The 14,569-nt window shown below is 67.1% G+C and carries 10 protein-coding genes and 1 tRNA gene; 8 read left to right on the forward strand and 3 right to left on the reverse strand.

The annotated features are described in order from the left end of the window. Window positions 1-118: 118 nt before the first annotated feature. Genes otsB through NX02_RS22150 form a run of 3 tightly spaced genes read left to right on the forward strand, consistent with a single transcriptional unit; the run spans window position 119 to window position 4,052 of the window. The gene (gene otsB, locus NX02_RS22140) at window positions 119-877 is read left to right on the forward strand and encodes a trehalose-phosphatase (RefSeq protein ID WP_025294350.1); all 759 of its coding nucleotides are present in this window, start codon (window positions 119-121) and stop codon (window positions 875-877) included. Further along, window positions 874-2,670 carry a glycoside hydrolase family 15 protein gene (locus NX02_RS22145; protein ID WP_025294351.1) on the forward strand — a complete coding sequence of 599 codons (1,797 nt, stop codon included), beginning with the start codon at window positions 874-876 and terminating at the stop codon, window positions 2,668-2,670. The genes otsB and NX02_RS22145 overlap by 4 nt, the downstream gene beginning before the upstream one ends. Beyond that, a complete protein-coding gene (locus tag NX02_RS22150; RefSeq protein ID WP_025294352.1) occupies window positions 2,667-4,052 on the forward strand; it encodes an alpha,alpha-trehalose-phosphate synthase (UDP-forming) in 1,386 nt (461 codons plus the stop codon). The genes NX02_RS22145 and NX02_RS22150 overlap by 4 nt, the downstream gene beginning before the upstream one ends. Before the next feature lie 29 nt (window positions 4,053-4,081). On the opposite strand, the gene NX02_RS22155 is transcribed toward NX02_RS22150, so the two are convergent. The 3 genes from NX02_RS22155 to NX02_RS22165 form a co-directional block, all read right to left on the reverse strand. After that, window positions 4,082-5,173 carry a mechanosensitive ion channel family protein gene (locus NX02_RS22155; RefSeq protein ID WP_025294353.1) on the reverse strand — a complete coding sequence of 364 codons (1,092 nt, stop codon included), beginning with the start codon at window positions 5,171-5,173 and terminating at the stop codon, window positions 4,082-4,084. Window positions 5,174-5,312: 139 nt separating this feature from the next. After that, window positions 5,313-5,702, reverse strand: a complete 390-nt coding sequence (locus NX02_RS22160; RefSeq protein WP_245648675.1) for a 6-pyruvoyl trahydropterin synthase family protein — start codon at window positions 5,700-5,702, stop codon at window positions 5,313-5,315. A 96-nt stretch (window positions 5,703-5,798) separates the two neighbouring features. After that, window positions 5,799-5,885, reverse strand: a tRNA-Leu gene (locus NX02_RS22165). A 99-nt stretch (window positions 5,886-5,984) separates the two neighbouring features. Here NX02_RS22165 and NX02_RS22170 point away from each other — a divergent pair. From NX02_RS22170 to gltB, 5 genes are all read left to right on the forward strand, one after another. Continuing rightward, window positions 5,985-6,920 carry a complex I NDUFA9 subunit family protein gene (locus NX02_RS22170; protein WP_025294355.1) on the forward strand — a complete coding sequence of 312 codons (936 nt, stop codon included), beginning with the start codon at window positions 5,985-5,987 and terminating at the stop codon, window positions 6,918-6,920. Window positions 6,921-7,042: 122 nt separating this feature from the next. Beyond that, window positions 7,043-7,843, forward strand: a complete 801-nt coding sequence (locus NX02_RS22175; protein WP_025294356.1) for an undecaprenyl-diphosphate phosphatase — start codon at window positions 7,043-7,045, stop codon at window positions 7,841-7,843. Between the two features lie 153 nt (window positions 7,844-7,996). Then, window positions 7,997-9,451 (forward strand): NAD(P)-dependent oxidoreductase, encoded by a 1,455-nt coding sequence (locus tag NX02_RS22180; protein WP_025294357.1) that lies wholly within the window; start codon window positions 7,997-7,999, stop codon window positions 9,449-9,451. Further along, the gene (locus NX02_RS22185) at window positions 9,448-10,023 is read left to right on the forward strand and encodes a DUF2059 domain-containing protein (RefSeq protein WP_025294358.1); all 576 of its coding nucleotides are present in this window, start codon (window positions 9,448-9,450) and stop codon (window positions 10,021-10,023) included. The genes NX02_RS22180 and NX02_RS22185 overlap by 4 nt, the downstream gene beginning before the upstream one ends. Next, window positions 10,023-14,540: a glutamate synthase large subunit gene (gene gltB, locus NX02_RS22190; protein WP_025294359.1), complete on the forward strand. Its 4,518-nt coding sequence runs from the start codon at window positions 10,023-10,025 to the stop codon at window positions 14,538-14,540. Before NX02_RS22185 ends, gltB begins: the two co-directional genes overlap by 1 nt. Window positions 14,541-14,569: the final 29 nt, after the last annotated feature.

Here is a 14,569-nt window from a genome sequence, read left to right on the forward strand (position 1 = left end):
GGGGAGGGGTTGAAGCGGCGCGCTCGCGCAGCAAGCCATAAATTTGTGCGCTGCAGCGGAACATTTCGCATCCGTCATGCTTTGACTCCGGCGTCCGCCATCGTCAGCATAGGATCCGATGCCCCTCCGCGAACCCGACAGCCTGTCTCCTCCGCCGATCGACATCCTCACGGGCGCCAGCCTGCTCCTCGATTTTGACGGAACCCTCGTCGAAATCGCGCCAACCCCCGATTCGGTTTCCGTCGACGATCCGTTGCGGCAAACCCTCGCCTGCCTCGACCTGGCCTTCGGTGGCCGCGTCGCCCTGATCAGCGGTCGCGCGGTCGGTGAGCTCCAGCGGCTGATCGGCGTCGAAACGCTGGCCGTCGCAGGCAGCCACGGCCTCGAACTCTATTGGGGCGACGGCCGCATCGAGGCGCCGGAGCGCCCCGCCGCGCTCGCCATCGCCGAAACCGAGATGGACGGGTTCGCCGCGAGCCGCCCCGGTGTGCTGGTCGAGCGCAAGCCGCTCGGCGTCGGTCTTCATTTCCGCCTCGCCCCCGATGCCGCCGGGGACGCCGCCGAACTGGCGCATGCGCTCGCCGCGCGCACCGGCCTCAAGCTCCAGACCGGCAAGATGATGTTCGAGTTGCGCGCCCCCGGTGCCGACAAGGGCAGCGCGCTGCGCCGGCTGATGGCCTCACCCGGCATGAAGGGCAGCGTGCCCGTGTTCCTCGGCGACGACGATACCGACGAGCCGGGTTTCGTCGCAGCGGAGGCACTGGGCGGCGCCGGCGTTCTCGTGGGACCGCCGCGCGCGACCAATGCACGCTATCATCTGGCAGATGTCGCCGCCGTGCGCGTCTGGCTCGACACTGCATGCAGGGAGATCGCATGACCGCCAACCTCGACCTCTGGCCGATCGGCAACTGCCAGGTCAGCGCGCTGGTCGACAGCGCCGGCAGCTTCGTGTGGGGCTGCGTGCCGCGCGTCGATGGCGACCCGCTGTTTTCCGCGCTCCTGGGCAACACGCAGGAGAAGGGCATCTGGTCGATCGAGCTGGACGGCGGCACCGCGGTCTCGCAATCCTATCGCCGCAACACGCCCATCCTCGTCACCCGCCACAGCGATGCTGCCGGCAATGCGATCGAGGTGATCGATTTCTGCCCGCGCTTCCGCCGCCGCGGCCGCTATTACCGGCCGGTGGCCTATGCCCGCATCGTCCGCCCGCTTTCGGGATCCCCGCGGATCCGCGTCAAGCTGGAGCCGACGCGCGGCTGGGACGGCGGCGCGGTGGAGACCACCAGCGGCTCCAACCATATCCGCTTCCGCCTCGACAGCACGACGTTGCGGCTGACCACCACCGCGGCGGTGGGGATGATCCAGGAGGAACGCTGGTTCCGCGTCGAACGGCCGCTCTATTTCTTCCTCGGGCCCGACGAGGGGTTCGAGGACGATGTGGGCTCCACCGTCGAATGGATGCTGGGGGAAACCGCGCGCGAATGGCAGGAATGGGTGCGCGGTCTCGCCACGCCGCTCGAATGGCAGGATGTGGTGATTCGTTCCGCGATCACGCTCAAGCTGTGCCAGCATGAGGAGACCGGCGCGATCGTCGCCGCGCTGACCACGTCGGTGCCCGAACATCCGATTCCCGTGGGCTCGGATACCGGGCGCAACTGGGACTATCGCTATTGCTGGATCCGCGACGCCTATTACACCGTGCAGGCGCTCAACCGGCTGGGCGCGCTCGACGTACTGGAAGGCTATCTCGGCTATCTGCGCAACATCGTCGATTCGGCGCATGGCGGCCATATCCAGCCGCTCTACGGCGTGCTGGGCGAAGCGATGCTCGAGGAACGGACCGCACCGGCGCTGCCGGGCTATCGCGGCATGGGGCCGGTGCGCGTCGGCAACCAGGCCTATGAGCAGATCCAGCACGATGCCTATGGCCAGATCGTGCTGTGCAACGTGCAGGCCTTCTTCGACCAGCGCCTGTTCCGCATGGCGGGCATCGAGGATTTCGAGGCGCTCGAGAAGGTGGCGGAACGCGCCTTCGCGCTGCACGACAAACCCGATGCCGGGCTGTGGGAGCTGCGAACGCGCCAGAATGTCCACACCTATTCCGCGGCGATGTGCTGGGCGGCGTGCGACCGCATGGCCAACGCCGCCGATGCGCTGGGCCTCACCGAAAAGCGCCAATACTGGTCGGAGCGCGCCGCGCAGATCCGCGAACGCATCGAAGCCGCGGCGTGGCGCGAGGACGAGAAGCTGATGTCGGCGACGTTCGAGGGCAGCGTCCTCGACGCGAGCCTGCTCCAGCTGCTCGACCTGCGTTTCCTCTCCCCCGACGATCCCCGCTTCCGCGGCACGCTCACCGCGGTCGAGGCCGGGCTCCGCCGCGGATCGCACATGCTGCGTTATGCCGAGGAAGATGATTTCGGCATGCCGGAGACGGCGTTCAACGTGTGCACCTTCTGGTTCATCGAGGCGCTTCAGCTCACCGGGCGCAGCGAGGAAGCGCGGGCGCTGTTCGAGGAGATGCTGAGCCGTCGCACCGGCGCCGGGCTGCTTTCCGAGGATATCGACCCCATCACCAACGAGTTGTGGGGCAATTATCCACAGACTTATTCACTGGTGGGGATGATCAACTGCGCCGGGCTGCTCAGTCGACCCTGGACCTCCGCACGATGAGCCGGCTGATCGTCATCTCGAATCGCGTCGCCGCGCCCACCACCTCGCATTCGGGCGCGCAGGGCGGGCTCGCCGTCGCGCTTTCCTCCGCCTTGCAGGAGGCGGGCGGGATCTGGTTCGGCTGGTCGGGCGAGGTGACCGAAGAATTCACCGGGCAGCTCAGCTTCCAGCGCGGCGAAGGCTACACCACCGCGACCGTCGACCTCGAGGAACATGATGTCGAGGAATATTATGACGGCTATGCCAACCGGACGCTGTGGCCGCTGTTCCATTACCGCATCGACCTGGCGGAATATGAGCGCAGCTTCGCGGGCGGCTATCAGCGCGTCAACGAGCGGCTGGCGGAAACCGCGCGCCCGCTGATCGAGCCCGAAGACCGGATCTGGATCCAGGATTATCACATGTTCCCGCTGGGCGAGGAGCTGCGCAAGCGCGGCTGCCGCAACCGGATGGGCTTCTTCCTCCATATTCCGTGGCCGCCGCCCCGCCTGCTGACGACCTTGCCGGAGGCGCGCGAACTGCTGGAAACGCTGTTCGCCTATGACCTCGTCGGCTTCCACACCGAGGAATGGCTGCGCAGCTTCGAGGAAGGTGCGGTCAACATCCTGGGGGCGACCTCCGACGGCGAGACGCTGAGCCTCAACGGCCGCACGGTGCGGATGATCGCCAGCCCGATCGGCATCGACGCCGAGGATTTCACCGCGCTCGCCGCCTCCCCGCGCGCGCGCCTGAGCTTCCGCCAGATGCGCGACAGTGCGGTGGGCCGCGACATGATCGTGGGGGTCGACCGGCTGGACTATTCGAAGGGGCTGGAGGAACGCTTCCTCGGCTATGAGCGCTTCCTTCAGGAACATCCCGAAGAGCGCAAGGAGGTGTTCCTCCTGCAGATCGCACCGCCCAGCCGGGCGGCGGTGGAAACCTATCAGAAGATCCGGACGGCGTTGGACGGGCTCTCCGGGCGGATCAACGGCGCCTATGCCGATATCGACTGGGTGCCGCTGCGCTACGTCAACCAGGGCTATCCGCGCGACGTTCTCGCCGGCATCTATCGCGCGGCCCGGATCGGGTTGGTGACGCCGCTTCGCGACGGACTCAATCTCGTTGCCAAGGAATATGTCGCGGCGCAGGATCCGGAGGATCCCGGCGTGCTGATCCTGTCGCGCTTCGCGGGCGCGGCCGAGCAGTTGACCGAAGCGGTGCTGGTCAACCCCTACAGCGCCGAGGAAATCTCGGATGCCATCGCGCTGGCGCTCAAGATGCCCCGTGAGGAGCGCGTCGCCCGCTGGCAGGCGCTGAACGAGAATATCCAGCGCGAGGACGTGTTCTGGTGGCTGCGGCGCTTCACCAGCGCGCTCGACACGGTGGAGGCGATGGTCGACTAGGGCGTGGCGGACGCGGCCGCAGCGGACGCTCAGTCCGCCGTGACGAAGCCTTTCGCGCCTTCCCCGGGCAGGCCGCGCAATTCGCCGCGCGTGCGCACCAGCCATTCGGGTGCTTCCCGCGCGATCCACGTGATCAGCGCCTCGCGCACGTCGCAGCGCAGGTCGAACGCGCGGCCCGCATCCGACGCGGAAACCAGGCAGCGCAGTTCCATGTGATCGGCGTAAAGCTCGGTCACATGCAGCACGATGACGCGCCCGTCCCACAGCGGATTGGCCTTCACCACCTCTTCCAGCTTGGTGCGGATGCGCGCGACGTCGGCGGTGGGATCGAGGCGCAGGAAGGCGGTGCCGAGCAGCGCGCTGGTTTCGCGCGTCCAGTTCTGGAAGCTTTGCTCGAGAAATTTGCTGACCGGCACGACCAGCCGGCGATCGTCCCAGATCCGCACCACGACATAGGTCAGGCGGATATCTTCGATCCGCCCCCATTCATTGTCCATGATGACCACATCGTCGATGCGGATCGGCTCGGTGAAGGCCATCTGGATGCCGGCGATCAGGTTCTTGAGCGCGGGCTGCGCCGCGGCGCCGACGGCCAGCGCGGCGAGCCCCGCGGAGGCGGCGATCGTCACGCCGACGGTGCGGACGCTGGGGATCGACATCAGCATCAGGCAGAAGGTGATCAGCAGGACGACGAAGATCGAGATGCGATAGAGGATGCCGGCGCGCGTGCGGCGGCGGCGCGCGGTGAGGTTGTCGGCAGCACTGATATCGTAGCGGCGCTGGGTGATGTCGTTGAGCGCGCCCAGCATCGAGATGACCAGCCATCCGAGCAGCGCCGGCGCGGTCAGCCCCAGCACGCGCCGCACGGCCTCGGCGATCGGCGGATCGAGGTTGAGCGACGGTTGCACCGCGCCCACCGCAATCACGATCAACAGCCAGCGCAGCGGCTGCTTGAGGCGGTCGACGAGAACGTCGTCGATGAAACTGGTCGTCCGCCGCGCGATGCGCTTGAGCAGCGCCATGCCCAGCCAGTGGACGGCCACCGCGACGAACACGGCGATGCCGAGCGTCAGGACCACTGCCAGCCAGTGCATCCATTCGAAATTCCAGTCGAACGACATCCGCACCCTCTTGTTGCCGGTCAGAGACCGACCAACGACCGACGCGGCCATTTGTTCGCTGCACTGCGGCAGAAAAAGCGAAGGAGCGGAAAGGATCGCGATGACCGGCGGTCGAAGCGGCGAATCGGCTGGCGCGCGCTTACGCCGCGGCGGCATCACCCCAATAGGAGCAGGCGTCTCCGCTCGAATCGCGATAGACGGTCACGCGCGTCAGGCTGGCGACGCTCGGGCGCAGCCGATCCCAGATCCAGCGGCTGAGATTTTCCATCGTGGCAGGGCCCAGATCCTCGACCTCGTCGAGGAAGCGATGGTCGAGCGCCTCGCGCGCCTCGGCGATCGCGCGTTCGAGCAGGCCGAGGTCCACGATCATGCCGGTTGCCGGATCGGGCCGGCCGCGGACCGCCACCTCGGCGCGATAGCTGTGGCCGTGGATGCGCCGGCTCGATTCGGCTTCGATCATGCGGTTCAGCGTATGTGCCGCCTCGAAACGAAACTGTTTGCTCAGTTCGAACATCCGACTTCCGGTCATCCAGCCTCGCGGCGCAGCCACCACCCGCGCCTCGGTCAAAGAAAAAAGGCCGCAGATGCTGCGGCCTTTTTGGCCCTTCGACGCTGCCGAAGGTGATGGTGCCCAGAAGAGGACTCGAACCTCCACGACCTTGCGATCGCCAGCACCTGAAGCTGGTGCGTCTACCAATTCCGCCATCTGGGCACGGGGTAGGCCGCGGCAGCTAGACGTCGCTTGCGGCCTTGTCAACGGTCATATCGATGGGGCAAGGGTGCACCGCAACATCAGGAGGCGAGAGTGAGCATCGACAACAGGCTGGTGACGCTGGTGGGCGGCAGCGGATTCCTTGGCCGCTATGCCGTCAGGGCGCTGCTCAAGGCCGGCTGGCGCGTGCGCATCGTCGAACGCGATCCCCGCAAGGCTTGGTATCTGAAGTCGCAGGGCAATCTCGGCCAGACGCAGTTCGTCGCGGCGGACATCCGCAAGCCCGCCACAGTGGCGCGCGCGCTACAGGGTTCCGATGCGGTCGTGAATTTCGTCGGCATTCTCAAGGGCGACTTCGAGGCGTTCCACGTCGAGGGCGCTGCAAACGTCGCCGAGGCGGCTGCGGCTGCGGGCGCCGAATCGCTCGTCCACATCTCCGCGATCGGCGCGGATGCCGCTTCGGCGTCCGCCTATGGGCGCAGCAAGGCAGCGGGCGAGGCGCGGGTGCGTGCGGCCTTCCCCGGCGCGACGATCCTGCGTCCTTCGATCGTGTTCGGCCGGGAAGACCAGTTCATCAACCGGTTCGCGGCGATGCAGAGCGCGCCGGTGGTTCCGGTGCTGCGGTCCGCGGTGAAGTTCCAGCCGGTGTTCGCGGGCGACGTGGCGCGCGCCGTGCGCGCCGCGGTCGAGCAGCCGGGCGACTTCGCGGGCAAGACCTTCGAGCTCGGCGGCCCCGACGTGCTGAGCATGATGGAACTGCAGCGCTGGATCGCCTCCGAAACGCATCGCGCGCCGAACTTCGTGGAGGTGCCCGATTCGATCGGCGGCGCGCTGGCGAAGCTGACCGGCTGGCTGCCCGGCGCACCGATCACGGTCGACCAGTGGCTGATGCTCCAGCACGACAATGTCGTGGCGCCCGGTGCCGACGGCCTGGGCGCGCTCGGCGTCGCCGCGACGCCGCTCGCCGCAGTCGCGCCCGGCTGGCTGGTGCTTTACCAGCGCAACGGCCGCTTCGGCCGCAAGAGCGCCGCCTGATCGCCTAGCCATGTTCCTGCCCGCCCTTCGGGGCGGGCAGCGCGTTCGCCGACCCTCTTCCCCCGCCCGGCAACCCGCGCCCGCGGGGCGCCCGGCCAGCGACTGAAAGGCCTGCCTGGCGCATGTCGGACATCATCACCGCGATCCTGCTCGGTATCGTCGAGGGCATCACCGAGTTCCTGCCGGTATCCTCGACCGGCCACCTGATCCTCGCCACCGAACTGCTCGGCTTCAGGGCCGAGGACTGGGCGGTGTTCAACATCGCGATCCAGCCCGGCGCGATCCTCGCGATCGTCGTGCTCTACTGGCGGACGTTCATCGCCGTGCTCACCGGGCTGTTGAAGGGCGAGAAGAATTCGATCGCCTTCGTCCGCAACCTGCTGATCGCCTTCATCCCCGCGGTCGCGCTGGGGCTGATCTTTGCCGACCAGATCGACGCGCTGCTGGAAAATGCGGTGGTGGTCGCCTGGTCGCTGATCATCGGCGGCGTCGCCATCCTGATCATCGAACGGCTGGCCAAGACGCACGAGGTGGGCGGCATCTCCGCGGTCACCGCCGGCCAGTCGATCAAGATCGGCCTCGTCCAGTGCATCGCGATGATCCCCGGCGTCAGCCGTTCGGGCGCGACGATCATGGGCGCGATGGCGTTCGGCATCGATCGCCGCACCGCCGCCGAGTTCAGCTTCTTCCTCGCGCTGCCGACCCTGACCGGCGCGACCGCGCTCCAGCTCTTCAAGCATCGCGACGCGGTCACATCGGACATGATGGGGCTGATCGGCATCGGCTTCGTCGTGTCCTTCATCGTCGCCGTGGTGGTGGTGAAGGCGTTCATGGCGGTCGTCACGCGTTACGGTTTCGCGCCGTTCGCCTGGTACCGGATCATCGCCGGCACGGCGGCGCTGATCTGGTTGCTGGCGAAATAAGTCCGTAACGGACCTATTGATCCCGCGCACGTTACAGATCGGCATCAGAAGCGAACAACTTACCGTCATATAGGACAGCATAGCTGTCTTATTGCTCGATTTGCACGTGACTTGGCCGCCCTCCTGTGCGTATGCGAACGCTCAGGAGGGCGTATGGCCGAGAATCCCATGTTGAAGTTCGTCGTCACCGGGCAGTCCTATCCGGACAAGCGCCCCGCCGAGGCGCGCGCGGAGGATTTCCGTGAGATCGCCGAGCGCTTCGCGGTGCCGAAGGCGGAAGAACAGGCAGCACGCTGCTCGCAATGCGGCGTGCCCTATTGCTCGGTGCATTGCCCGCTCCACAACCATATCCCCGACTGGCTGCGGCTGACGGCGGAAGGCCGGCTGCGCGAAGCCTATGAACTGTCCAACGCGACCTCGACCATGCCCGAGATCTGCGGCCGCATCTGCCCGCAGGACCGGCTGTGTGAAGGCAATTGCGTGATCGAGTTCTCCGGCCACGGCGCGGTCACCATCGGCTCGGTCGAGAAGTTCATCACCGACACTGCGTGGGAGGAAGGCTGGGTCGAGCCGATCCGCCCCCTCCCCGATCGCGGCCAGTCGGTCGGCATCATCGGCGCGGGTCCGGCCGGCCTCACCGCCGCCGAGCTGCTGCGCGCGCAGGGCTATGAAGTCCATGTCTACGACCGCTACGACCGGGCCGGCGGGCTGCTGACCTACGGCATCCCCGGCTTCAAGCTCGAGAAGCATGTCGTCATGCGCCGCGTCCAGCGGCTCAAGGATGCCGGCATCGTCTTCCATGAAGGCTTCGACGTCGGCCGGGACGCCAAGCTTGCCGAACTGCGCGACCGCCACGACGCAATGCTGGTCGCCACCGGCGTCTACAAGCCGCGCGCGATCAAGGCGCCGGGCGTCGGCGCGCCGGGCGTGATCGACGCGCTCGACTATCTCACCGCCTCCAACCGCAAGAGCTTCGGCGATACGGTGCCGGCGTTCGACGAGGGCGCGCTCAACGCCGACGGCAAGAACATCGTCGTGATCGGCGGCGGCGACACCGCGATGGACTGCGTACGCACCGCGATCCGCCAGGGCGCCGCCTCGGTGAAGTGCCTCTATCGCCGCGACCGGCAGAACATGCCGGGTTCGCAGAACGAGGTGAAGAATGCCGAGGAGGAGGGCGTCGAGTTCGTCTGGCTCTCCGCCCCCGAGGCGTTCGACGGCACCGAGCATGTCGCCGGCGTCCGCGCGATCAAGATGCGGCTGGGCGCGCCCGATGCGAGCGGCCGCCGCGCGCCCGAGCCCGATCATGGCAGCGAATTCCGCCTCGAAGCCGATCTGGTGATCAAGGCGCTCGGCTTCGACGCCGAGGACCTACCCAAGCTGTTCGGCGCGGACGACCTCTCGGTCACCCGCTGGGGCACGCTGCGCGTCGATCACAAGACGATGCAGACCAGCCTCGACGGCGTATTCGCTGCCGGCGACATCGTCCGCGGCGCGAGCCTGGTGGTGTGGGCGATCCGCGACGGCCGCGACGTGGCCGAGCGCATGCACGCCTATTTGAAGACCAAGAAGGCAGAAGCCGCCCAGAAGGAAAGGGTTGCGGCATGATGCGCGGCGCGGCGCTCGCTCTGGCGCTTGCATTGCTCCCCGCCGCGCCGGCCCTGGCGCAGCAGGCGGCAACCGCCGAGGCGCTCGATTCCGCACGGCTGGCGGCGGCAGGGCGCGTGATCGACACGATGCTGCCCCCCGCCGAGCGCGAGGCGATGATCGACGGGATGATGGGGCCGATGCTCCAAGCCACCTGGCAGGGCATCATGGAATCGCCCGGCATGGCGGAACTGAGCAAGGATCCCGGCGCCGAACAGGTCATGCGCGCGTACATGGATCGCATCACCCAGCGCGCCAGTACGCAGCTCAAGGAAATGATGCCGGGCATGATCGCCGCGATGACCCGCGCCTATGCTCGCCGCTTCACCGCGCCGCAGCTCGACGAGATCAACGCCTTCTTCAGAACGCCGACCGGACGGACCTACGCCCGCGAATCGATGAAGATCATGAGCGATCCGGACGTGCAGGCATGGCAACGCGAATCCGCCCGGAAGATGATGGAACATATGCCTCAGGATGCTGAGGAACTGCAGCGCGCACTCGCTGCAAGCAAGAAGTCTGGAGAGCAGTGATGATCAACGAAATCGAGCGTGAGCGCATCGCCCGAGAAGGCATGTACCGCCCCGAGTTCGAGGGCGACGCGTGCGGCGTGGGTCTGGTCGCGGCGACCGACGGCAAGCCGTCGCGCCGCGTGGTCGCGAGCGCGATCGACGCGCTGAAGGCGGTGTGGCACCGCGGCGCGGTCGATGCCGACGGCAAGACCGGCGACGGCGCCGGCATCCACGTCGACCTGCCCGTCCGCTTCTTCGACGATGCGATCGCCGATTCGGGCCACCGCCCGCGGCCGAACCGCCTCGCGGTCGGCATGGTGTTCCTGCCGCGCACCGATTTGGGGGCGCAGGAAAACTGCCGCACGATCGTCGAGAGCGAGATCATCGAGGCCGGCTACACCATCTATGGCTGGCGCCAGGTGCCCGTCGACGTGTCGGTGATCGGCCAGAAGGCGCAGGCGACGCGCCCCGAGATCGAGCAGATCATGATCGCGGGCCCCCTGCCCGCCGACCAGGACGCCGCCGAGTTCGAGAAGAATCTCTACCTCATCCGCCGGCGGATCGAGCGCAAGGTGATCGAGGCCCAGATCTCGGGCTTCTACATCTGCTCGCTGTCGTGCCGGTCGATCATCTACAAGGGGCTGTTCCTCGCGGAGAGCCTGTCGGTCTTCTATCCGGACCTGACCGATGACCGCTTCGTCTCGCGCGTCGCGATCTTCCACCAGCGTTATTCCACCAACACCTTCCCGCAATGGTGGCTGGCCCAACCGTTCCGCACGCTGGCGCACAATGGCGAGATCAACACGATCCGCGGCAACAAGAACTGGATGAAGTCTCACGAGATCCGGATGGCGAGCCTCGCCTTCGGCGAGCATTCGGAGGACATCAAGCCGGTGATCCCGGCGGGGGCCAGCGACACCGCCGCGCTCGACGCCGTGTTCGAGACGATCTGCCGTTCGGGCCGCGACGCACCGACCGCCAAGCTGATGCTCGTCCCCGAGGCGTGGCAGCAGAATGAGGACATGCCGCCGGCGCATCGTGCGATGTACGAGTATCTCGCGAGCGTGATGGAGCCGTGGGACGGCCCGGCCGCGCTGGCGATGACCGATGGCCGCTGGGTGGTCGCCGGCATGGACCGCAACGCGCTGCGCCCGCTGCGCTACACCGAGACGATCGACGGCCTGCTGATCGTGGGGTCGGAGACCGGCATGGTCGTCGTCCCCGAATCGACGGTGGTCCGCAAGGGCCGGCTCGGGCCGGGCGAGATGATCGCGATCGACCTCGACGAGGGCGAACTCTACCACGACCGCCAGATCAAGGACCGGATCGCGGGCGAGCACGCCTATGCCGACATGATCGGCGGCTTCCTGACGATGGACGACCTGCCCAAGCCGGCGGAGAGCGCGACGCCGCAATGGGAACGCGCAGAACTGATCCGCCGCCAGGTCGCCGCCGGGCAGACGCTGGAAGACATGGAGCTGATCCTCGCGCCGATGGTCGACGACGCCAAGGAGGCGATCGGGTCGATGGGCGACGACACGCCGCTGGCCGTCATTTCCGACAAGCCGCGGATGATCAGCCATTTCTTCCGCCAGAATTTCAGCCAGGTGACCAACCCGCCGATCGACTCGCTGCGCGAGACGCAGGTGATGAGCCTCAAGACGCGGTTCGGCAATCTGGCAAACATCCTCGACACCGAACGCGGCCGGCAGGATGTGCTGGTACTCGATTCGCCGGTGCTGACCTGTGCCGACTGGGATCGGCTGAAGGCGCATTTCGGCAAGCAGGTCGCCGAAATCGACTGCACCTTCACTTCCGGCGGCGCGCCCGATTCGCTGCGCGCGGCGATCGCGCGCATCCGCGCGGAAGCCGAGCAGGCGGTGCGCGAGGGCAAGACCGAATTGTTCCTGACCGACGCGGGCGTGGGCCCGGAGCGGGTGGCGATCGCCGGCGTGCTCGCGGCTGCCGCGGTGCACACCCACCTCGTCCGCAAGGGCCTGCGCAGCTACGCCAGCATCAACGTCCGCACCGCGGAATGCCTCGACACGCATTATTATGCGGTGCTGATCGGCGTCGGCGCGACGACGGTGAACGCCTATCTGGCGGAAGCCGCGATCGCCGATCGCCATGGCCGCGGCCTGTTCGGCGAGCGGTCGTTCGCCGACTGCCTGAAGCGTCACCGCAAGGCGATCGACGACGGCCTGCTCAAGATCATGGCCAAGATGGGGATCGCGGTGATCTCCTCCTATCGCGGCGGCTATAATTTCGAGGCGGTCGGCCTCAGCCGCGCGCTGGTCAACGATCTGTTCCCGGGCATGCCCGCCAAGATCAGCGGCGAGGGCTATGCCTCGCTGCATCTGAACGCGATGCTCCGCCACGAGGCGGCGTGGGACAGGGCGGTGGTGACCTTGCCGATCGGCGGCTTCTATCGCCACCGCAACGGCGGCGAGGCGCACGCCTATTCGGCGCAGCTGATGCATCTGCTGCAGACCTCGGTCGCGACCGACAGCTATTCCACCTATCTGCAATTCTCGCGCGGGGTGCGCGATCTGCCACCGATCTATCTGCGCGATCTGCTGGAGTTCAACTACGCCAAGGAAGCGATCCCGATCGATTCGGTCGAGGCGATCACCGAGATCCGCAAGCGCTTCGTGACGCCGGGCATGTCGCTGGGCGCGCTGAGCCCGGAGGCGCACGAGACGCTGGCGATCGCGATGAACCGGATCGGCGCCAAGGCCGTGTCGGGCGAGGGCGGCGAGGATTCGATCCGCTACCAGCCCTATGAGAATGGCGACAACGCCAATTCCAACGTCAAGCAGATCGCCTCGGGCCGTTTCGGCGTGACCGCGGAATATCTGGGCGCGGCCGAAGAGCTGGAGATCAAGGTCGCGCAGGGCGCCAAGCCCGGCGAGGGCGGCCAGTTGCCCGGCTTCAAGGTCACCGAGTTCATCGCCAGGCTCAGGCACTCGACGCCGGGCGTGATGCTGATCTCGCCACCGCCGCACCATGACATCTATTCGATCGAGGATCTGGCGCAGCTCATCTACGACCTCAAGCAGATCAACCCGCGCGCCAAGGTGTGCGTGAAGCTGGTCAGCTCGGCCGGCATCGGCACCGTCGCCGCGGGCGTGGCGAAGGCGCACGCCGACGTGATCCTGGTTGCCGGCCATGTCGGCGGCACCGGCGCCTCCCCGCAAACGTCGGTGAAGTACGCGGGCACGCCCTGGGAAATGGGCCTGTCCGAGGTCAATCAGGTGCTGACATTGAACGGCCTGCGCCACCGCGTGAAGCTGCGCACCGATGGCGGCCTCAAGACCGGGCGCGACATCGTCATCGCCGCGATCCTGGGCGCCGAGGAATATGGCATCGGCACGCTCAGCCTCGTCGCCATGGGCTGCATCATGGTGCGCCAGTGCCATTCCAACACCTGCCCGGTGGGCGTGTGCGTGCAGGACGAGCGGCTGCGCGCCAAGTTCACGGGCACGCCGGAGAAGGTCATCAACCTGATGACCTTCATCGCCGAGGAAGTCCGCGAGATCCTCGCGCGGCTGGGCTATCGCAGCCTCAACGACGTGGTCGGCCGCACCGATCTGCTCCGCCAGGTCAGCCGCGGCGCCGAGCATCTCGACGATCTCGACCTCAACCCGATCCTCGCCAAGGTCGATGCGGACGACGACAAGCGCCGCTTCAGCATCGAGGGCAATCGCAACGAGGTTCCCGACAGCCTCGACGCGCAGATGATCCATGACGCGCAGCCGGTGTTCAGGCGCCGCGAGAAGATGCAGCTGACCTATACGGTGCGCAACACGCACCGGGCTGTCGGCACGCGCCTCTCGGCGGAAATCACCGCCGCCTATGGCATGAAGGCGCTGGCGGACCATCATGTCCGCGTCCGCCTGCGCGGCAGCGCCGGCCAGTCGCTCGGCGCCTTCCTGTGCAAGGGGGTGACGCTCGAGGTCTTCGGCGACGCCAACGACTATGTCGGCAAGGGGCTTTCGGGGGGCATCATCACGGTGCGGCCGATGGTCTCCTCTCCGCTGGAGAGCCAGTCCAACACGATCATCGGCAACACCGTTCTGTACGGTGCGACCGCGGGCAAGCTGTTCGCGGCGGGCCAGGCGGGCGAGCGCTTCGCGGTGCGCAACTCCGGCGCGATCGTGGTGGTCGAAGGCTGCGGCGCGAATGGCTGCGAGTATATGACCGGCGGCACCGCGGTGATCCTGGGCGCGGTCGGCGACAATTTCGGCGCCGGCATGACCGGCGGCATGGCGTTCATCCTTGACGTCAACGACGAGTTCGCCAAGCGCGCCAACCCGGAAAGCATCATCTGGCAGCGCTTCGGCTCACTGCACTGGGAAAACCGGTGCCGCGCGCTGATCGCCGAACATGCCGTCGCCACCGACAGCAAATGGTCCAACACCATCCTCGACGACTGGCTGCGCTGGCGCGACAAGATCTGGCAGGTCTGCCCGAAGGAGATGATCGACCGGCTCGAACAGCCGCTCAACGATCGTCAGCCGCTCGCGGCGGCGGAGTAGGGGAAACACGGAGGGGAGATGCGGATGCG

It is taken from the genome of Sphingomonas sanxanigenens DSM 19645 = NX02 (assembly GCF_000512205.2).
Taxonomy (GTDB): domain Bacteria; phylum Pseudomonadota; class Alphaproteobacteria; order Sphingomonadales; family Sphingomonadaceae; genus Sphingomonas_D; species Sphingomonas_D sanxanigenens.

What these genes read in the sequence shown, in the direction of transcription:
- NX02_RS22155 (WP_025294353.1), bottom strand. Translation starts at nt 5,173, where the DNA reads ATGTCGTTCGACTGGAATTTCGAATGGATGCACTGGCTGGCAGTGGTC.
- NX02_RS22145 (WP_025294351.1), top strand. Translation starts at nt 874, where the DNA reads ATGACCGCCAACCTCGACCTCTGGCCGATCGGCAACTGCCAGGTCAGC.
- NX02_RS22150 (WP_025294352.1), top strand. Translation starts at nt 2,667, where the DNA reads ATGAGCCGGCTGATCGTCATCTCGAATCGCGTCGCCGCGCCCACCACC.
- NX02_RS22180 (WP_025294357.1), top strand. Translation starts at nt 7,997, where the DNA reads ATGGCCGAGAATCCCATGTTGAAGTTCGTCGTCACCGGGCAGTCCTAT.
- NX02_RS22160 (WP_245648675.1), bottom strand. Translation starts at nt 5,702, where the DNA reads ATGACCGGAAGTCGGATGTTCGAACTGAGCAAACAGTTTCGTTTCGAG.
- gltB (WP_025294359.1), top strand. Translation starts at nt 10,023, where the DNA reads ATGATCAACGAAATCGAGCGTGAGCGCATCGCCCGAGAAGGCATGTAC.
- otsB (WP_025294350.1), top strand. Translation starts at nt 119, where the DNA reads ATGCCCCTCCGCGAACCCGACAGCCTGTCTCCTCCGCCGATCGACATC.
- NX02_RS22185 (WP_025294358.1), top strand. Translation starts at nt 9,448, where the DNA reads ATGATGCGCGGCGCGGCGCTCGCTCTGGCGCTTGCATTGCTCCCCGCC.
- NX02_RS22175 (WP_025294356.1), top strand. Translation starts at nt 7,043, where the DNA reads ATGTCGGACATCATCACCGCGATCCTGCTCGGTATCGTCGAGGGCATC.